Origin of the sequence: Coprococcus sp. RTP31081st1_H1_RTP31081_211007 (assembly GCF_040227275.1) — a bacterium.
Classification (GTDB): domain Bacteria; phylum Bacillota; class Clostridia; order Lachnospirales; family Lachnospiraceae; genus Coprococcus; species Coprococcus aceti.
In genome coordinates this window covers 128,816-148,203 of the sequence record NZ_JBEHVP010000006.1, presented here as the reverse complement: position 1 = coordinate 148,203, position 19,388 = coordinate 128,816, and the positions used below count along the sequence as shown (strand labels likewise).

General features: G+C 44.7%; 14 protein-coding genes. 2 read left to right on the top strand and 12 right to left on the bottom strand.

Translation table 11 applies throughout. The annotated features are described in order from the left end of the window. Positions 1–40: 40 nt before the first annotated feature. Together ABUA31_RS10825 and ABUA31_RS10820 are read right to left on the bottom strand one after the other, a co-directional pair. Positions 41–754 carry a LytR/AlgR family response regulator transcription factor gene (locus ABUA31_RS10825; protein WP_349818579.1) on the bottom strand — a complete coding sequence of 238 codons (714 nt, stop codon included), beginning with the start codon at positions 752–754 and terminating at the stop codon, positions 41–43. 196 nt (positions 755–950) lie between these two features. After that, on the bottom strand, positions 951–1,286 hold the full coding sequence (locus ABUA31_RS10820) for a cupin domain-containing protein (protein WP_349818580.1): 336 nt from the start codon (positions 1,284–1,286) through the stop codon (positions 951–953). A 356-nt stretch (positions 1,287–1,642) separates the two neighbouring features. Between ABUA31_RS10820 and ABUA31_RS10815 the strand changes: the two genes are divergently transcribed. Beyond that, entirely contained in the window at positions 1,643–1,936 is a 294-nt protein-coding gene (locus ABUA31_RS10815) for a helix-turn-helix domain-containing protein (protein ID WP_015534624.1), read from the top strand. Between the two features lie 102 nt (positions 1,937–2,038). On the opposite strand, the gene fabG is transcribed toward ABUA31_RS10815, so the two are convergent. From fabG to ABUA31_RS10790, 5 genes are all read right to left on the bottom strand, one after another. Continuing rightward, entirely contained in the window at positions 2,039–2,779 is a 741-nt protein-coding gene (fabG, locus tag ABUA31_RS10810) for a 3-oxoacyl-[acyl-carrier-protein] reductase (protein ID WP_022216988.1), read from the bottom strand. Continuing rightward, positions 2,772–3,695: an ACP S-malonyltransferase gene (gene fabD, locus ABUA31_RS10805; RefSeq protein WP_015534623.1), complete on the bottom strand. Its 924-nt coding sequence runs from the start codon at positions 3,693–3,695 to the stop codon at positions 2,772–2,774. The genes fabG and fabD overlap by 8 nt, the downstream gene beginning before the upstream one ends. Positions 3,696–4,156: 461 nt before the next feature. After that, the gene (acpP, locus tag ABUA31_RS10800) at positions 4,157–4,390 is read right to left on the bottom strand and encodes an acyl carrier protein (RefSeq protein ID WP_022216990.1); all 234 of its coding nucleotides are present in this window, start codon (positions 4,388–4,390) and stop codon (positions 4,157–4,159) included. Between the two features lie 110 nt (positions 4,391–4,500). Further along, positions 4,501–6,855 carry an autotransporter outer membrane beta-barrel domain-containing protein gene (locus ABUA31_RS10795; RefSeq protein ID WP_349818581.1) on the bottom strand — a complete coding sequence of 785 codons (2,355 nt, stop codon included), beginning with the start codon at positions 6,853–6,855 and terminating at the stop codon, positions 4,501–4,503. 57 nt (positions 6,856–6,912) lie between these two features. After that, positions 6,913–9,030 carry an efflux RND transporter permease subunit gene (locus tag ABUA31_RS10790; RefSeq protein WP_117874458.1) on the bottom strand — a complete coding sequence of 706 codons (2,118 nt, stop codon included), beginning with the start codon at positions 9,028–9,030 and terminating at the stop codon, positions 6,913–6,915. Positions 9,031–9,212: 182 nt separating this feature from the next. On the opposite strand from ABUA31_RS10790, the gene ABUA31_RS10785 reads away from it, so the two are divergent. Beyond that, complete coding sequence (locus tag ABUA31_RS10785; RefSeq protein ID WP_055145091.1) at positions 9,213–9,845, top strand: TetR/AcrR family transcriptional regulator; 633 nt, start codon at positions 9,213–9,215, stop codon at positions 9,843–9,845. A 312-nt stretch (positions 9,846–10,157) separates the two neighbouring features. Here the strand turns inward: ABUA31_RS10785 and ABUA31_RS10780 are convergent, their stop codons facing one another. From ABUA31_RS10780 to ftsH, 5 genes are all read right to left on the bottom strand, one after another. After that, a complete protein-coding gene (locus ABUA31_RS10780; protein ID WP_015534620.1) occupies positions 10,158–10,709 on the bottom strand; it encodes a Predicted phosphoesterase or phosphohydrolase in 552 nt (183 codons plus the stop codon). A 134-nt stretch (positions 10,710–10,843) separates the two neighbouring features. Further along, positions 10,844–13,060, bottom strand: coding sequence for an RNA ligase (locus ABUA31_RS10775; protein ID WP_349818582.1), 2,217 nt, complete (start codon positions 13,058–13,060; stop codon positions 10,844–10,846). A gap of 353 nt (positions 13,061–13,413) precedes the next feature. Beyond that, the gene (locus ABUA31_RS10770; protein WP_349818583.1) at positions 13,414–15,507 is read right to left on the bottom strand and encodes a glycoside hydrolase family 13 protein; all 2,094 of its coding nucleotides are present in this window, start codon (positions 15,505–15,507) and stop codon (positions 13,414–13,416) included. A gap of 395 nt (positions 15,508–15,902) precedes the next feature. Next, positions 15,903–17,252 (bottom strand): esterase/lipase family protein, encoded by a 1,350-nt coding sequence (locus ABUA31_RS10765; RefSeq protein WP_117874420.1) that lies wholly within the window; start codon positions 17,250–17,252, stop codon positions 15,903–15,905. An 83-nt stretch (positions 17,253–17,335) separates the two neighbouring features. Beyond that, positions 17,336–19,378 (bottom strand): ATP-dependent zinc metalloprotease FtsH, encoded by a 2,043-nt coding sequence (ftsH, locus tag ABUA31_RS10760; protein WP_349818584.1) that lies wholly within the window; start codon positions 19,376–19,378, stop codon positions 17,336–17,338. Positions 19,379–19,388: the final 10 nt, after the last annotated feature.

Genomic DNA, 19,388 nt, shown 5'->3' with positions numbered 1-19,388 from the left:
TATTTTTATATGTAATGTATAAATACATTTTTAAAAACTTCTATATTCTATCCGACCAATACTCCATATACTTTGTGCGAAGCATCTTCTCAAATGAGATTCCCACAGGTATATTTTCACCGCCAGCCAACTCCACCTCGTCCTTGCGGACCACCCGCACAAAATCGAGATTAACTATGTACGCCTCATGACATCTCACAAACAGACTATTTGCCTGTGAAAGGAATTTCCTAAGTGAACCATACGAGCTATACGAATCCTTCTGTGTATGTATTATCAGTTTTCGCTGGGCACGCTCCACGTATACAATATCGCTCTGCGGAATCAGTACACGTCTTCCATCACTCACGATCTCCATAACCCCGCTATCCTTTTTCTTCATAATTATGTTCTGTGCTTTCTCCACTGCTCTCGGCAGTATCATTTCCATATCTGCCTTCAATACAAAATAACAATGTCTGGTCTCGTAAACCTCCGAAGCAAATTCCAGAATATTTGTCAAATATATTATCTGGCTGGATGGGAGCAGCTTATTGATCTCTGCACTCAGATTGATGCCATTATAAGGTTTTTCTGCAAATTCAATATCCATTATGGCGATGTCACACTGCAATGTTTTATTTTCAATCTCTTCCCTCAAATTATCCGGCAAAAAAATACTGATTTCTTCTCCATCTACCAATTTATTCCTTATAAGAAGTTCTTTTGTCTTCTCTGCCTCATTAATGCAATCATCACAAATAATAGTTTTCATCTTTAGACCTCTCCATTATATAAGTAACAAATATATATTACTCAAACCTAAGTTGTTGCGAAAGAAGCCTTGCATAACTTGGCGATAATCTTGCACAACTTTTATACTGCAATGATGCATATTAATATAAAAAAAGCTCTTCACCATACGAGCTGTATGCTCTGGGGAAAAGCCCTCAATTTCTCATTTATTCTATTTACAACTGGAACACAACCACCAACAGCATCTTGAACTGCTCCTTGCCATATACAGCATGTGGATGCTTTGCAGGCATTACTATTGACTCACCCTCGTGGAGTTCATACTTGACACCATCTATTGTCACCTCGCCCACACCGTCAAGGCATGTCACAAATGCATCTCCACCAGACTCGTGTGTGCTGATCTCCTCATCCTTGCCAAATGCAAATAAGGTTATACTCATACATACATTCTGGGCAAGTGTCTTACTTACGACCTGTCCCTCCTGATATGCCACCTGATCCTTGAGCTTAAGCACCTCTGACTGTGCGATATTCTTCATGATTCCCATGTTCGTTACCTCCTGATATATTCTGATACGTTGTTCGCTTATAGTATTATTACCACTTTTTAGTATTTTAGTATGTTGAAAAGTCAACGTACATATATTTATTTAATCAACCGCTTTATCAGGCTTTTTCCATGCATTAAAATGGTGCAGCGTGCACACATTACTACAAAGGTACAATGCGGCTCCACAACTACTCATATAACTCTTCGATCGATAACAAATGCCCAAAATATGACAAAAAAGCCATTTTTCTATTATAAGTATAGTTTTATCTTTTGTAAACCCAATACCATTCAGCTATTATTAATTAGTGAGGGTCACTACGTTTTTTTGGATTTAAAGGAGCTCTGATTATTATGATAGGTGAACAATTAAGAACACTGCGCACCGCGAACAAGATGACACAGAAAGAGCTTGCAGGGGAGTTATCAGTGGCATTCCAGACTATAAGCAATTGGGAGAACAATTCCATCGACCCGTCTGTGAGCATGATTCTCCGCATCGCTGAATATTTCAACTGCTCCACTGATTATCTTCTCAAAGGGGATGATTCAAGTGCCAAGTATATTGATACAACCCAGTTGACAGAACATCAGCACGCACAGCTTCTTGGGCTTGCAAAGGAATTCTCCAAACTGAACAAGAAATAAAATATAACTTTATAATGTTCATATTACAGATACAGGGTATCACAACATTGTTGCGATACCCTGTTTTCTATTTGTATTATTCCAGATCGTGATCTGTATATCCTACAGGCTCATGCCACCGTCAACCTTGATGACCTGACCTGTTATGTATGATGCCTTATCTGAAGCAAGGAATGCTGCTGTCTCAGCGATGTCTGATACTTCACCAAGTCTCTTGACTGTGATATGGTCAAGCATAGCCTCCTTTGCCTTGTCTGAGAGTGCATCTGTCATGTCTGTCTTGATGAATCCAGGAGCGATGGCGTTCGCTGTGATTCCACGGCTTCCGAGCTCCTTGGCTATAGACTTGGTGATACCTATAACTCCAGCCTTGGATGCTGCGTAGTTCACCTGTCCTGCATTTCCCTCTATACCTACTACGGATGACATGTTGATGATACGTCCGTACTTCTGCTTCATCATGGTTCTGTACACATGCTTGATACAGTTGAATGTACCCTTGAGGTTGATATTGATAACATCGTCGAAATCAGCCTCCTTCATTCCAAGTACAAGATTGTCTCTTGTGATTCCCGCATTGTTCACGAGAATATCTATTCTTCCATATGTAGCAACTGCGAACTTCATGAGTGCCTCTGCCTCAGCGAAATCTGCCACATTTGCCTTGAAAGCCACTGCCTCTCCGCCTGCTGCCTTGATCTCCTCAACCAGGCTGTTTGCACGCTCCTCTGAGCCATTGAAGTTTACTACTACCTTTGCGCCATATCCGGCAAATGTCTTTGCTATCTCACGTCCGATACCTCTTCCGGCACCTGTTACTACTGCTACCTTATCCTTAAGCATTCAGTTCCTCCAATTTCGCTAAATCGTCTACAGTTGCAATATTTATACTCTTTACCTCTCTGTTGATCTTCTTCATGAAGCCTGTGAGAGTCTTGCCTGGGCCAACCTCGATAAATGTATCAACGCCGTCAGCTATCATGTTCTCTATTGTCTGCTGCCATCTTACTGATGAGTACACCTGTCTCTTCAGGAGCTCCTTAACCTTTGCTGCGTCTGTGATCTCCTCTGCGTCTGCATTGCAGTAGTAAGGAGCAAATCCCTCTGCAACATCCACGCCCTGAAGGAAGTCGTAAAGTTTCTCACCTGCAGGTACAAGCATCTGTGAGTGGAATGGACCACTTACGTTAAGTGGGATAACTCTCTTGGCTCCAGCCTCTGCAAGTGCTGCTGATGCTGCCTTAACAGCCTCTGCCTCACCTGATATAACGATCTGTCCAGGACAGTTGTAGTTTGCTATCTGTACCTTGCCAGGTGTGTTCTCACATATCTCTGCGATCTTGTCAGCGTCCATAGCTATGACTGCTGCCATTCCGCCCATTCCGAGAGGTACTTCGTTCTGCATGAGGATACCTCTTCTTCTAACTGTCTTGATGCCGTCAGCGAGAGTCATGGCTCCTGCTGCAACAAGTGCGCTGTACTCACCGAGTGAGAGTCCTGCAAATACATCAGCCTTGAGACCTGCGTTCTTCAGGTGCTCATATATGGCAACCTCTGCAGCAACCATGGCCGGCTGTGTGTACTCTGTCTTGTTGATGTCATCGTTCTCCTCGAAACAGATCTTCTTAAGCTCTATATCCAGAACGTCATCTGCCTCGTCAAATACCTTCTTGCTGTCCTCAAAACTGTCATAAAAATCCTTTGCCATGCCCACATACTGTGCGCCCTGACCTGGGAATATAACTGCTGTCTTACCCATTTCTTTTTTACCGCCTTTATTATATTTTGTAATTGATTTACATTCGCATATCATTGATGTCTGTCTGTACTGGATTTTATCAACCATCTCTCATGCTACATCCAGAAGCCAAGTCAACTATCCCTTATTATAGAACAGGGCTCCGCAAATCGCAAGGTCAAGAATTAATACTGCGTTAATACTTCAGCTTGCTCCGCACTTCGTAATGCCGGATTTTTTCGAGCGAGCTCGAAAATCCGGCATCGCTTGGCGGTGTATTAACGCACAAAAAAAGCACATGCCATCAAGCCCCACGGCTCAAAGCATCTGCTGTAAATCAACTCTCATATAATATATATAACCTTGGATGGTCAGTCAGGACTCATGTCCTGGCTGGCTACCAAAGTTATGTCATGTCCGATACATGACAACTTTGAATAACAAATGTATTCAAAACAGTCCAATCTGTTCAGTTAGCAATATTACTCCTCAACACCCTTGCTCTTAAGGTAGTTAAGTACGTCCTCAAATGTAGCTACGTCATCGAGCTCCTCAGCAGGGATCTCAACATCGAACTCATCCTCAAGCTTCATAACGATCTCGTAAAGATCAAGTGAATCAACACCAAGATCATCCTTGAAGTTTGTGTCAAGCTTCATCTCGTCCTGTGAAACTCCTAACTGCTCCTCGAATATTGCCTTAACCTTATCAAACATGTTCTAATCCTCCTAAACTATAGTAAATGTTACCATTATCCTCACGGACGCTTATACTATAACCTAAGGCTACAGTAAAGTCAACACGAAGATTTTCATTGTTTTTTCGCTTATTTTTCAGCGTCAGACTTGATCGCACCTGTCTCATATATGAACTTAACTGTGCTCTTTGTACCATCGATCGTACCTGTGAAACTTGTGTAAGTTGTATCGTCTGAGAAGAGTGCCTCTATATAATCAATGTCTGCCTGATAGTTGCCTGCAAACAGCTTTGTGATCTTCTTGATACCCTCTTCGTTGAACTGCTTCATTCCATCGCTGAGAGTCTTTGAACCTGTTACAAGCTCCTTTGCTCCGTCATCCAGAGTCTTGCTTCCGCTGTCAAGCTGTGATGCTCCATCACTGAGGGTCTTTGCTCCTGCTGCGATCTGGCCTGCACTTGAATCAAGAGTTCCTGCCGCTGTCTTTAACTGGCTGCTTCCATTTGCCAGTGTTAAGCTTCCCTGATACAGTGTGTTCATATTTGTTGATATTGTAGCTGCTCCATCGCTGAGAGTCTTTGTACCCTTCTTGAGTGCTGCTGCACCTCTTGAGAGATCTCCGGTTCCCTTTGCGATTGCCTTGACACCTGCATATGCGGAATCGATTCCTGTTGAAATGCTTGAAGCACCGTCACTGATGGTCTTGAGTCCTGTTGACAGCTCGCCCATCTTGGTATCCAGTGTCTCAGCACCCTGCTGTAATGCTGTTATCTGTGCTGTTGTCTCCTCTGAAGTCAAAGTAGCTGTGAGGGTCGTTCCTATCTGATCGATCGCATTGAGAGCACCCTTTGCCTTTGCAAGGCCTGTGTACTGTGCAAAATATGCATCGTATGTTCCATCGCCCTTTGCCGCATCCAGAGTAGTCTTACCTAATGCAAGTGCTCCTTCAAGCTGTGACATAGCCGCATCTATTCCGGCCTCGCTTGTTATGGAACCGCCGAGCTGGCTGTATACATTTGACTGAGCCTGGCTTACGATCTGTGATGGCATTCCTGTCAGCATGGTGATTAATGTGTTCACACCATTATTGAGTTCTGTAGCGCCCTTTGCAAGTGCCTGTGAACCTGCATATGCATTGCTTGCTCCTGATGCCAGTGAGCTTGCGCCCTTGGAAAGTCCAGGATTGCTGTCTGTTCCCTCAAAGCCTGCCTGAAGTTCCTTTGCACCACTGTTCAGCTTGTCAGCTCCGCTCTTGAGTGTGCCAACGCTTGTATCAACTGTCTTTGCTCCTGTTGCCAGTGTCTTTGCACCATCGTTGAGAGCTGATGAACCATCCTTTATAGACTTGATTCCATCGTCCAGAGTTCCCATGGCTGTTGATATCTGTGAAGTACCTGCTGCAAGCTGGCTTGTGTAAGTCTCAAGTGAAGCTGCACCGTCTGCCAGTGTGTCAGCGCCCTTCTTCAGTGAGTAAGTACCATCCTTCAGAGTCTCCAAACCATTTGTGATCTTTCCTGAACCCTCCTCGAGCTGATCTGCAGAATCACCGAGCTGACCTACGCTGTCTGTGAGTGAGCTCACATCTGCCTTGTCCTCAACCTCGTCTATGGCATCCTCTGCGCTTGATCCAAGAAGATCACTTGCTGCAACCGTCATGGTCATTGAGAGCTCGAAGTCTGTGACATCCGCTGTAACCTCAACATAATCAGGTACATCTATGTTATCAAGTGCTGTCTCTATCTTGCTGTCATTTATACCATCCTGTAAGCACTGCTTGAATCCAGGAACTGCATATCCGACTACGATCTGGTTGCTTCCCTCTGAGATGACCTTACCATTCTCAACCTGAACGTTTGAGAACTTATCTACAGGAAGGATCATTCCTGAGAGCATTACAAATGGTGAGATGACCTCTGTATTCTTGCTGTCCACTGTGACTGTCTTCTTGGTGTTGTTGGTATAATCAAATCTGATGGTGACCTTACCGCTCTTGCCTGCAAGCTCTGAAGGCTCTATCTCCTCGCCGTCCAGCTTGTATGTTACCTTTACGTCAACAGGGAGCTCCTCATTTGACTTGCCCTGATAGTAGATATCTGATCCATTTGCAGCCCATGTTATAGTGCCATCGCCGTTGTCCTTGTATTCCTCATAGCTCTTCACGTTCTGGATGTCTGTGAGGTTTGTCTTGTCGTTGAGTCCCTCTGCACCGTCTGAGTTCTTCAGCCATGTGCTGACTGTAACGTCATTTGCATTTCCATTTGCATCGGCAAGGACATATACTGTCTCTTCCTTGTCTGCGTCAGATGCGCCATCCTTGGATATCTCAGATGTAAGTGCATCCTGAAGTGTGTCTGACTCGCTCTCGGTTGTAGCCTCGGCCTTGTCTGAGGATGAGCTGTCATTTGTATCTCCGCATCCTGTTGCCAGTGATGCCATCATAACTGCTGATAATGCAACGCATATATATTTCTTCCATTTGATCATATTATTACCTCTTTTCATAGATTACAAAAGTTCCGTAGTTACATCTGTTTATAACTGCTATGCCTGAGTGGCTGCAGTGTCCTCATCGCTAACCTTCGCTGATGGTCCATCCATCAGGTTCTTCCTGTATCTGAACATGATGACCTTATCGAAGAGCATCAGTGCTGATGGAAGCATCAGGATAACTGCACACATACTTATGAGTGCTCCACGAGCCATAAGTGTACACAGCGCGCTGATCATATCTATATCTGAGTAAAGACCTACGCCAAATGTTGCAGCGAAGAATGAAAGTGCGCTGACAACTATGGACTGTACTGACTCCTGGCATGCTGTTGCCACGGCGTCAAACTTTCTGTATCCGTTCAGTCTGTTTCTCTTGTACTTCGTTGTCATCAGTATGGCGTAATCAACCGTCGCGCCGAGCTGGATAGTACCGATAACTATTGAAGCTATGAACGGTATCTCTGTTCCGGTGAAGCATGGGATACCCATGTTGATGAATATCGCAAACTCTATGACTGCCACAAGTACGATTGGCAGTGATATTGAACCGAATACACAGAGGATGATGATGAATATCGCTCCGATGGATACTGTACTTACAGATGCGAAATCCTTATCTGTTATAGTGATAAGATCCTTTGTACAAGGAGCCTCACCAACCAGCATGTTCTTCTCGTTGTATGAATCGATGGTATTATTGATCTCTGTACACTGATTGTTAACCTCATCTGAAGCTACCTCGTACTCTGATCCGACGAGTATCAACTGCCAGTCATCGCTCTTGAGCGCCTCTGTGACATCTGAAGGTATGAAGTCGGTTGGAATACCTGCTCCAATGATGCTGTCAAGTCCGAGACAGAACTTAACTCCATCGATGTTCTCGATATCTGACATCATGTTTCTTGTGTCCTTGTCACTCTGATCATTTGTGACAAGTATCATATGTGTTGAATTCATGTTGAATACCTCAGCCAGCTCTGTGTTGGCCTGAACACTCTCCAGGCTGTCTGGAAGTGATGAATCCAGCTTGTAATAAACCTTTGTATGATTGTATCCGTATATTGCAGGGATCAGGATGATCACGAACAATACAAGGAATACTTTGTAGTGCTTAGCTATGAATTTTCCTACTCCCTTGAACTCTGGAAGTATTACTCTGTGTGTTGTCTTCTCTATCGCCTTGTCAAATACAAGGATGAGTGATGGAAGTATCGTTACACATGCGATAACTCCGAGTACGACACCCTTTGCCATGACGATACCAAGGTCAAGTCCGAGGGTAAAGCTCATGAAGCACAGTGCAACGAATCCGGCAACTGTTGTTATGGAACTTCCCACAACTGATGATATTGTCTCTGCGATGGCGTGTGCCATAGCCTCTTTCTTATCCGTGTATTCCTTCTGCTGTGCCTTGTAGCTGTGCCACAGGAATATGGAGTAATCCATTGTAACTCCGAGCTGAAGTACCGCAGCCAGCGCCTTTGTTATGTATGATACCTGACCCATGAAGATATTTGATCCAAGGTTGTACACGATCGCCATTCCTATACTTGTAAGGAAGAGTACCGGGATCATGATAGAGTCCATTGTGATCGCCAGGATGATACTACTCAGGATAACCGCTATAAGTACGTATATCGGGGTCTCCTTCTCTGACAGCTTCTTGGTATCGACGACAACCGCTGACATACCGGACAGGAAGCACTGCTTGTTTGATATGCTTCTTATCTCCTCGATGGCATCCATTGTGCCGTCCGCCGATGTGGTATCATCAAATATGATGGCCATCATGGTGGCATTCTTTTCGTCATTGTTAAATGCATCATAAAGGCTTTCAGGAAGCATATCCTTTGGTACTGACAGGTCTGCAAAGCTGTCATACCATATAACCTTTGATACATGGTCTACTTTTTCAATCTTTGATTTCAGTGCGGATACATCTTTGTCTTCCATCCCCTCTACCACATACAGTGAGAAGGCTCCTGTACCGAACTGGTCAACCAGTATATCCTGACCTTTCATGGTCTCGATATCCTTCGGAAGATATGACAGAATATCGTAGTTTACCTTGGTCTTGATATAACCGTATGCCGCTGGTATGAGAAGAACTAAGCTGAGAATCAGTATTACGACCCTCGCACTTACTATCTTTTCTCCTAGTTTTAACATAGCCATAACATCTCCTTTTTCTATTCTGTGGTGGATTATACAACCTGATATTTCTTAAATAAACTACCCAAAATACGAAAACGTTTACATTTTGTTACAAATATGCTAATCTGTAACAAACGTTTGAACACATATTCAAAATTGATTATAAACAAATTATAAACTGAGGGAGGTTTGGGAAAGTGCCTAATCCAAGCGAGGAAAAGACTGAAGATAAAATTATCAAAAGCTTCAAAAAGCTTGTAAACGAATATTCCTTTGATAAGATCACTGTCACGATGATCGCTGAAGACGTTGGAATATCAAGACCGATATTCTACAGACATTTTAAAGACAAATATGAGCTGATGGATTACATGCTCTACAATGAGGTGACCAAGGAACTGGAGGTACTGCTTGAGCACAACATGATCCTTGAGGCCATAAAATATCTCTTCACACACATTATTAATGAAGCGAAGCTTTACAGAAAGCTTTTTGAGACAACCGGGCAGAACAGCTTTGAGCAGGTCATGATCGAACAGTTCACCAGTTTCTTCAAGGAACACCTGAAGATATTTGACACGGATCAGATTCCTGACAATCCTATGCTGTCTCCTCTTATTATATGTAAGTATCTGGTAATGGGTCTCACCGTTGCCATCAAGGGATACCTGAACAGCCCGGAGATCACGAGTATCAACGTGGATCAGGCTGTGGAGGCTTATTACTTCCTGGTGTCACACTCCATATTCGAGCTCACCAAGGAGGACTTCAGACCAAAGCTGTTCCAGGCGGTGGATCGAAATTACATTACGCTGCCTTCCAAGAATTAACTGCCGGACGCCCATGGGTGCTGAGACGGACGCCCATAGGTGCTGACGAGGGATTGCGCTTTCCCGGAGGTAATCTCCTTTTTCGTTAACACCTATGGGCTGGTTTTTTATAACATTAAATTACACTATATGTCATTTAATATTTTCATAATTATACAATTCCTCCTTATTCCTTCTTTTCCGTTTACTTCTATGTTTTCGCTACATGATGCATTCTGATTTTACTTCCGGCAGTTATTGGAAGCATGTGGAATTACAAAACTTAAAAATACAGGTTGCCAGTTACATATACATACGTCCTTATACCTCTTATCATTTAGCCTCTGACTGTAATCTGGCTTGATATATCTCGTTATTTCGGATGATCTCGTCAGCGGTGCACGGCATGTAGTTGTTGATCATGCAGCCTACATTGTAAGCACGTCCCTGGCCGGTCATGAAGCTGTACACTTCAGGACTGCTCTTGTGGATATGTCCATAGAAATGGTATGCCCCGCTTTTCTTCTTATTCCACTCAGCTATCGGAAAGTGACACATAACTATCAGCTTACCTCTGTCGCTCACATAGTCCATCTTCTGTATATCGTCGAAGTAGGACTGCAGCTTCTCACTTCCCATTATTACCTGATCGTGATTGCCAAGGATGAGGCGCTTGTGTCCTTTAAGTCTTGCAAGGATCGGCTCCGGATCTTTCAATTTAAAGCAGAAATCCCCGAGAATATACACTGTATCATTCTTTCCTACCCTGCTGTTCCAGTTATGTATCATTCCATCAGCCATATCATCCACATCTGTAAATGGTCTCTCATCAAATTTTATAGCATTTGCATGTCCAAAATGAAGATCTGACGTATAAAATATCATACAATATCACCTCTCATTCCTACTCAGCGTACCATGTAAATATATGCAGCAGCCTGGATAATTTTCTATGTCTGGCTGCTGCCATGATATAACATAACCCGTCAAACATTCACCGTGTTATCTCTTATGATCACCTATATCAGGCTATCGCCTTCCGCCTGCTTCATGTCATTATAAAACCATCTTCTAAGCGTGCATATATCCCTCGGAACATTTGCGGGATCCTCTGTATCGTGAAGCTTTCTCACCCACGCATAGTACTCATTTGCAAGAGGGGTGGTGAGTGCCGATGTCTTCTTGATATATCCGTTTCTGATAGCCTCATAGGATATTGTCCTCATAAACTTCCAGAAATTGTAGTATGCAAGCTTGAGCTTTGTCATATATCCGGCGCTGTCCTCGATGACAAACCCCTCTATGACTCTGCCGTTATACTCGTAATCATCCTCAAGGATATCATAATACCAGTCATAGAACTCCTGCCAGGTTGCAAGCTCGCAAGCCTTCTTCTTTGGTGTCAGGCCGAACCGGTGGGCTGTATCACACATCGCATCGTAATCATACTTTGCATAGTTTATCTGGTTGTAAACTATATCAAGCAGATACAAATTGCTCTCCGGGTATTCTATGATGTGAGGATCATGCTTCATATCAACACACTCAAATACAAATGTCACATTGTTGTCCTTCGCAAACCGCTTCATATTCTCTATATTCTCCGGTGTCACCTTCTCATATATCATATCCTTCAGCCAGCCGGCGAATGGTCCCTCTATGGTGGATTTGCTCGCTATCAACAAATCGTCGTTGTACTCATCGTAGCTCACGAGTCCCGGGAAACCGTTCTCCTTGACATAGGCAGTCACCGGAAACTGCAGCTTATTCTGCAGCATATCAAACTTTGTCTCAGGGCGCTCATTGATATTAAAGAACTTGTCATACGCCCTCGCTGCGACTCTTCCCTTGAATGTGTCAATGTACAAGCCCCTTGCTTTTGTGGTCTGCTCATCCCACACCCTGTCATTGAATGCCTTGCTCGTGAAGTTGAATGACGAAATATTGCCAAATGTCTTCTCCTGTATGTACCTGTTCCCCCGCAAGGAGATGATCACATCTGCAACAGAGCTTGTGGTAACGGTCTGTTCCTCCTGTATCTCAGGTGCCTTGAACACATCATTGTGGATCTCCACCTCATGGATTCCATCAGCATCCACCCGAACGCATCTGAGTTCCCCGCCATACTCGACTCTGCCCTCAAGGTTGAACACTCTGTCATTCACCCGCACCGGGAGCAGCTTGGTGTTCCTGTGTCCATGGATCTGATAGTAATTCGCCGGCATCTTCCCGTAGAATGTCTCTGCGATCTTCTCGAAATCATTGTAAGCTCCGACTCCATGTATCATCTGATCAGTTGCCACAAATGTGAGATTGTCGGGAATCACACTGAGTCCCGCATGGGTCACCAGATATACATTATCACCGTAGCTATAGTAAGCACACTGTCCAAACCTTCTGTAAAGCTTCCGCACCTCCTTCTTGTCGATTCCGGAAGCATCGAGGATTGGTCTTGTCACAAGCTCAAACTCCTTTGACTTGCCGGTGCAGTCATTTGCCCACAGCCACAGCCATCTCTCGTGATTGCCCTCAAGCATGAGAACATTCTTCCTGTCCATGATAGATATCAGGAAATTTACAACCTCCGCATTCTCCACGCCTCTGTCGATATAATCACCTGTAAATATATAGAACTCATCATCCTTTATACCGCCATTGTCATCCAGATACTTCATCAGCGCTGTATAGCATCCGTGAACGTCCCCGATGTGATGGATCCTCTTATACTGGGAGAAATCCCTCTTCTTCATCCAGATGCTGTCAAGCTCGTCCGGCTTTATGACCGTGATTCCCGAAGGGATCTTTTGTGTGGCAAAGCGGGAGTACATCTTGTCAATAACGTCATCTGATACCCTCTTGAACTCCTCCCTCCCGGCATTTCTTCTCTTCACCTCTTCTATAGGTATATCTGTAAAATCTACACAATACATTCTGTATCTGTACGTCTCACACATATTCTTATATCTGTTCATCTCCGAAGTCTTGGAATTCGTGGCATCTATCACCGTAAATTCGCCCTTCTGCATGCGGATCTCAAGAAGGCTGAACAATGTCTTCCACACCGTACCATCATTGTTCTGACTGATTCCTCTCGTACCATCCACCTGCAGCACCGGACTCTGACAAAGCAGTCTGATGTCGTCCGCTGAAAGTGTGTATGGTTTTAATCCATTCTGCTCGATCCATGTAGATTTGCCACAACCGGCAGATCCCCTAAGCAAAAGCAATACTCTCATATTCTATCTGCCTCCTTCTTTACAATACTATTTTGTCCAATATACCCTATCTCCCTATATTTTTCACCAAACCTGTAGTTTAATCTATCTGTTTTCTAAATTGTGTTTCTTGGATGGTGTTTCTTGGATCGTTACAAAGTCATGGACAAACATAGAATTCGGCTCGCCGCAGATTTAGACGATAACACGGGCAAGCAATTCCATTTTCAATCCATTTTCTGTGCAAGCATTACTCTTGCAAATAAAAAAGCTCCCCGGCAAATGATTCTTTCAATAACATCATTCGTCCAAAGGAACTTTTTTATATTTTTATGTCATATATCTTTGTCTTGTATATCTTTGTCTTCCGGCCATCAGGCACGAACAAGCACCATCGCACTCATCTTCGGAGCCTTGATCGTAAGTACGTTGTGCTCCACCATGAAATCCTGTGGCTCCAGTGTATAGCCCTCTTCATTTGTCAGCATGACTCTTCTGAGGATCGAGTGGTTGTACACTCCGATCTGACGGATATGAAGCTTCAGATCCACGTCCTCATAGTTGGTGTTCATGATGACAACCACCTGCTTGTTGTCTGTGAATCTTCCATAGCAGAGTATCTTGTGCCCACCGTGGAGATATAATACAGAGCCAGACTTAAGCGCCTCGTAGGACTTGTGGATTCTTATCATGTCCTTGTGGAACTGTATAAGCTCCTTGTCCTCGTGGCCCCATGGGTAAGTCCTTCTGTTGTCCGGATCTGTCCATCCGCACACACCGGCCTCATCTCCATAGTATATGGTAGGAGCTCCCGGCCATGTCATCTGGAATACGACAGCCTGTCTGAATATACCCTTGTCCACGCCCTGATCGGCAGCATCCGCTCCCATGGTGTGAAGTCGTCCGACCTTTCTGTTGGTTCTCGTGAGGAATCTGGAATGGTCGTGGTTGGACAGCTCATTCATGGACACATCTATCGATGGTCTAAGGAATCTGGACATGTGGTAGTTCATCGCGCCCTTGAACGCATCGTAGTTGCCCAGAAGGTCTCCGCGGAACTCGTCGCTGTGCTTCTCAACACCACAGAGGAACCACGTGATAGGCTCCATGAACGCATCGTAGTTCATGACTGTATCCCACTGATCGCCCTTCAGCCAGCTCTTCGGATCACCGTAGTGCTCCGCCAGAATGATGGCATTTGGGTTGGCCTCTTTTACATTTCTCCTGAACTCACGCCAGAACTGATGGTTGTACTCAGGTGAATGTCCCAGATCCGCCGCCACGTCAAGTCTCCATCCATCCGCATTGTATGGAGGTGACACCCATTTTCTCGCTATCTTCATGATGTACTCAACCAGCTTCGGTGAATCCTCGTAGTTGAGCTTTGGCAGGGTGTCATGACCCCACCAGCCATCATATGTCGTATTATATGGCCATGCGTTGTCATTGTAGAACTTGAAGAAGGTGTTGTAAGGGCTGTCCTTCGATACAAATGCACCCTTCTCATAGCCCTCCTGGTTCTCATATATACACTCTCTGTCCATCCATTTGTTGAATGAACCACAGTGGTTGAACACGCCATCCAGGATGACCTTCATGCCACGCTTGTGTATCTCCTCCACCAGCTCGGCAAAGAGCTGATTGCTGGCCTCAAGATTCTTTTTATTTGTAACTCTGTTGATATATCTCGACGACTGCTTGTTCTCAAGGCATCCGCCCGGAAGACAGTCACCCTCATCATCAACGATCCTTCCAAAATGAGGATCGACATAATCATAATCCTGTATATCATACTTGTGGTTGGACGGCGATACGAATATAGGGTTCAGATATATTACATCCACTCCCAGATCCTGCAGATAATCAAGCTTATCCTTGACACCCTGGAGATCTCCGCCATAGAAACGTCCCACATCCATGATGCTCGGCCTTTGATTCCAGTCCTTTACCTGAACTGAACCGGTACCTATATATGCGTACTCATTATCCAGCACATCATTGGAAGTATCCCCGTTGCAAAACCTGTCCACAAATATCTGATAAAATACCGCACCCTTTGCCCACTCCGGTACCTTGAATCCCGGACATATCTCAAAGTCGTACTCTCTGTCGTTCTGCTTCGTAGGTCCCAGCTTGTCATAAAAGCATGTGACCCTTCCCGAATGTATCTCAAAATGATATCTTATGAATGGCAGACCTCCAGGTATCGTTGCGGTATAAAAGTCAAATATTCTGTTGGAACTCTCCTTTGTCATCTGTATCTTTTCTTCATTATATATAAGGAACACTTCATCCACATTATCGGCTGTAGTCCTGAATCTGACATTCACATCCTGATCCACATCCGGCTCCTGTGGGCTGACATAATATTTGCTTCCGTCCGCAAACAGTCCGCCTTTATTTAGTATGGGCTTTACATTATATACATAATCATGTATCTTCTGCCCATTGGTCTTCTTTTCCACCATACAATAAAATCTCCCTTGCACATACTCTTTTTTATATTAATACTTTTCGGGAGATTAGGCAACAAGATAAAACATATATTAGCTGCAAATATACAGCAGGAATCGCCTCATATCAGACCATCCTGCCCAATTTCTGTTTTCACCAAAAGTAAAAGAGACAGTCACCGAACGACTGTCTCTTTTGGAGAAGGTATTTTGTTACTTTTATGGGGTGTAGCCAAAACTATATAATGTATTGGGGGTTACAAGTATTATTATATACAAATCCCGTCAAAAGTCTGCCCAAACATTTTTTTATTTGGCAAATGTCATTGTGCAATATCACAATACATTTCCTGAATATTACCTGATTTTTACTTTTTATTGTTCACATTAGACAAAACACCGGGCATTTTCTAAAAACCGCGTCTCTTCAGATCACTCACAAGCTCCACATAGAATTCCCTCACATCAAATGTATCTATATTTTCCCTGTTCAGGTCTATCACGTCTCCGTGGGAGATTCCACGCCTGCCCTGAGGCTTCAGATATATGAAGTTTGAGCCCCATTTGAAAGATTCATATCCGACAAGTCCATCGTTCTCACCATCAAACTGCTTTACGAATGCGTTGGTGGTGTTGAGCGGGAAGCGTCCGCCGGAAGGCTTCTTCATACATGAACCCGTGCTCTGTATGTATACCCCCTGCGGATCAGGGAGCTCTCTGTTCAGGTTTTCACACGCTGATGCCGTGAGATCCGTCACCGCAGCTATGAAGTCCGGGTTTGTGTCACCCAGCTTCTTGAGTGCAGAATTGTAGGCATTTGCCACGGTCTGCTGCTGTTTCTCCGGTATCTTGCCCAGAAGATAATCCGCAAATTCGCATCCCCTGTGCGGAGTGTTAATCGTTGTGAGTGATGCTACATAAGGGGCCATGCCGAGCTTCGATATGGCATATCTGCTGTCAAGGCCTCCCTTGGAATGGGCTATGATATTCACCTTCCCGCATCCTGTTTCCTTCAATATCTGCTGTATCCTGTCAGCTATCTCCCGTCCGGAGTCAGCCACAGATGCGGCGGACTGATGGTTTCCGTAGAATATGGTCGCACCATTCGCCTCAAGTGCCGCAGGGATCCTTCCCCAGTAATTCAGATACCTGAAATCCCTGAAGAACACTCCGTGTACCATGAGTATTGGATATCTGGTGGCGCAGACCCGGTCAGCCTGTCTTGCCTTATCCTTTATAATCTTCTCGTTCTCCAGAACCGTCTCACCTGATGCCAGACTTATCAGCTTGCCAAGGACTATCAGATGTACCACCGGAATCCAACCGCACAGTATACCGATCACTCTCCATTTGATACCGAGCTGCCTGGATGACACATATATCCTTATTATTCCAACCCAGAATGTGACCGCCAGTACAGCCACCGCCGTGAGTATGTACAGAACCCAGTTCTTCCATGTCCACGCACCAACATCTATCACATGCACCAACATTAGTATCAGCACAGCCACAGACATGACCGTTGCCGCCAGGAAAGAATACAGATTCTCGCATCCCCTCTGACACCTTCTGATACCCTTAGACTGTATATTCTTCAGACCGAGAAGCGGCATCGCGGTCAGCAGTACATATACTGCTATGAACACCACAACTATAAGCGGCATGAGTGGTATATTCCACTCCGGACACCTTGCCAGCAGATATACATTTGCCAGCAGGAACGGTATCACCGCATTTATCCCTCTCTTTATTATCTTCATCCCTTGTTCTCCCTTCCGTCATATATCCAACATAAGCCAAATGCCCGCAAGAAAACTGCGGGCATCTGTATTGTCTTTATATATTACTGTTTGTCTGTCTGAGTCTCAGCTTTCTGCTCTGCAACAGCATTATCTGCTGCATTTACATTCTCTGCTGTACTCTGCTCTGCACCGTTGCTCTGAACATCTGCATCTGCATCCTTAGCATCGTCTCTATCGAACAGTGCTTCAAACTCAGCTCCTGTTATTCTCTCCTTCTCAAGAAGAAGCTTTGCAGACTTGTGAAGAACATCCACATTCTGCTCCAGAATCTCATAAGCCTCCCTGTAACACTCGTCAACGATCTGCTTAACCTCCTCATCTATGGCGGCGGCTATCTTTTCGCTGTATGGCTTGGTATGTCCAAGATTTTTCCCGAGGAATACCTCCTCCTGATCATCGCTCTCATAGTTGATAAATCCAAGATTTTCGGACATTCCATACTTCGTAACCATGGATCTTGCATAACCGCTGGCCATCTTGATATCCTGTGAAGCACCCGTGGTAAAATTGCCAAATATGATCTTCTCTGCAATTCTTCCGCCCATGCTAACTTTTATCTCGTTGAGCAAATGCGCTTTAGTAATATATTCCTGATCACCCTGTGGAAGCGGCATGGTATATCCTCCGGCTCCGGTACCTGTAGGTATGATAGACACAATATGCACCGGGCCAACATATGGAAGGAGATGGAACAGTATCGCATGTCCCGACTCGTGATATGCCGTGATTTTACGATCCTCCTCGGAGATCACATGGCTCCTCTTCTCACCACCGACTCCAACCTTGATATATGATTTGTCGACATCTTCCTTATTGATATATTCCCTGCCGGCCTTCGCAGCAGAGATCGCAGCCTCATTCATCAGGTTCTCAAGATCAGCTCCCGAAAATCCGGCTGTTGTTCTGGAGATCTCGTTGAGATCAACATCTTCTGCCAGAGGCTTGTTCGCAACATGAAGCTTGAGGATTTCCTCTCTGCCCTTGATATCAGGAGGATTGACAGATATCTTTCTGTCAAAACGTCCCGGACGGAGGATAGCTTTATCCAGTATGTCCACACGGTTGGTAGCTGCAAGAACTATGATTCCCTCATTCGCTCCGAATCCATCCATCTCTACAAGGAGCTGGTTCAGAGTCTGCTCACGCTCGTCATGTCCACCGCCAAGTCCTGTACCTCTCTGTCTGGCAACGGCATCGATCTCATCTATAAATACGATACATGGTGCGTTCTTCTTTGCCTGTGCAAAAAGATCTCTCACTCTCGCTGCACCGACACCGACGAACATCTCCACGAAGTCTGATCCTGAAATACTGAAGAACGGAACCCCCGCCTCTCCTGCTATGGCCTTTGCCATGAGTGTCTTACCTGTTCCAGGAGGGCCGACAAGAAGAACTCCCTTCGGTATACGTGCACCGACCTTGATGAATCTGCCCGGGTTCTTGAGGAAGCACACTATCTCTTCGAGATCCTCTTTCTCCTCACTGAGACCGGCAACATCGTCAAATGTTATTTTCTTCTTATTATTTTTCTTATCTTCCTTCTCTTTCTCATCAGGCTCTGTCATTTTCGCCCTGCTCTTGCCAAAGTTCATCATCTGGCCTCCACCGCCCTGTGATGATCTCACGAACAGCAGCATGACAAAGAACATGACGATCATGACAAGGGCATACGGAATTATCACACTCCATATGCTCGTCTTCTCCACATCGTTCAGGCTGCATCTGGCAACGACCTTCTTATCGTCATCCGAGCTTACGGTCGCATTATACTTGTCCACACTTGCCTGATAGTCGTTATAAATCTTCACGACATCATTGACATCTGTGGAATAAAATGCAAGAGTCTTTCCGTTGGTGAACTGCACCTGAACTACCGCCGTAGGAATCTCTGCATTTGGCTGTATCGACAATGCCAATATCTTGCCATCATCCAAATCCTCTGTCAGATCTGTGTAACTGTAAGTGGTGGTCACTTCAATCTTGTCGCTCTGCATCCATCTGTTTATGAGGATGAAAGCAACTATCAGGATCAACAGATAGATTATCATTCCATTCCTGAATTTTCTCTTATCCATATTTTCCATGTATATGCTC

Bases quoted from the DNA above. Each gene is read 5' to 3' on its own strand.
- ABUA31_RS10825 (WP_349818579.1), bottom strand. From the start codon at position 754: ATGAAAACTATTATTTGTGATGATTGCATTAATGAGGCAGAGAAGACA.
- ABUA31_RS10820 (WP_349818580.1), bottom strand. From the start codon at position 1,286: ATGGGAATCATGAAGAATATCGCACAGTCAGAGGTGCTTAAGCTCAAG.
- ABUA31_RS10815 (WP_015534624.1), top strand. From the start codon at position 1,643: ATGATAGGTGAACAATTAAGAACACTGCGCACCGCGAACAAGATGACA.
- fabG (WP_022216988.1), bottom strand. From the start codon at position 2,779: ATGCTTAAGGATAAGGTAGCAGTAGTAACAGGTGCCGGAAGAGGTATC.
- fabD (WP_015534623.1), bottom strand. From the start codon at position 3,695: ATGGGTAAGACAGCAGTTATATTCCCAGGTCAGGGCGCACAGTATGTG.
- acpP (WP_022216990.1), bottom strand. From the start codon at position 4,390: ATGTTTGATAAGGTTAAGGCAATATTCGAGGAGCAGTTAGGAGTTTCA.
- ABUA31_RS10795 (WP_349818581.1), bottom strand. From the start codon at position 6,855: ATGATCAAATGGAAGAAATATATATGCGTTGCATTATCAGCAGTTATG.
- ABUA31_RS10790 (WP_117874458.1), bottom strand. From the start codon at position 9,030: ATGTTAAAACTAGGAGAAAAGATAGTAAGTGCGAGGGTCGTAATACTG.
- ABUA31_RS10780 (WP_015534620.1), bottom strand. From the start codon at position 10,709: ATGATATTTTATACGTCAGATCTTCATTTTGGACATGCAAATGCTATA.
- ABUA31_RS10775 (WP_349818582.1), bottom strand. From the start codon at position 13,060: ATGAGAGTATTGCTTTTGCTTAGGGGATCTGCCGGTTGTGGCAAATCT.
- ABUA31_RS10770 (WP_349818583.1), bottom strand. From the start codon at position 15,507: ATGGTGGAAAAGAAGACCAATGGGCAGAAGATACATGATTATGTATAT.
- ABUA31_RS10765 (WP_117874420.1), bottom strand. From the start codon at position 17,252: ATGAAGATAATAAAGAGAGGGATAAATGCGGTGATACCGTTCCTGCTG.
- ftsH (WP_349818584.1), bottom strand. From the start codon at position 19,378: ATGGAAAATATGGATAAGAGAAAATTCAGGAATGGAATGATAATCTAT.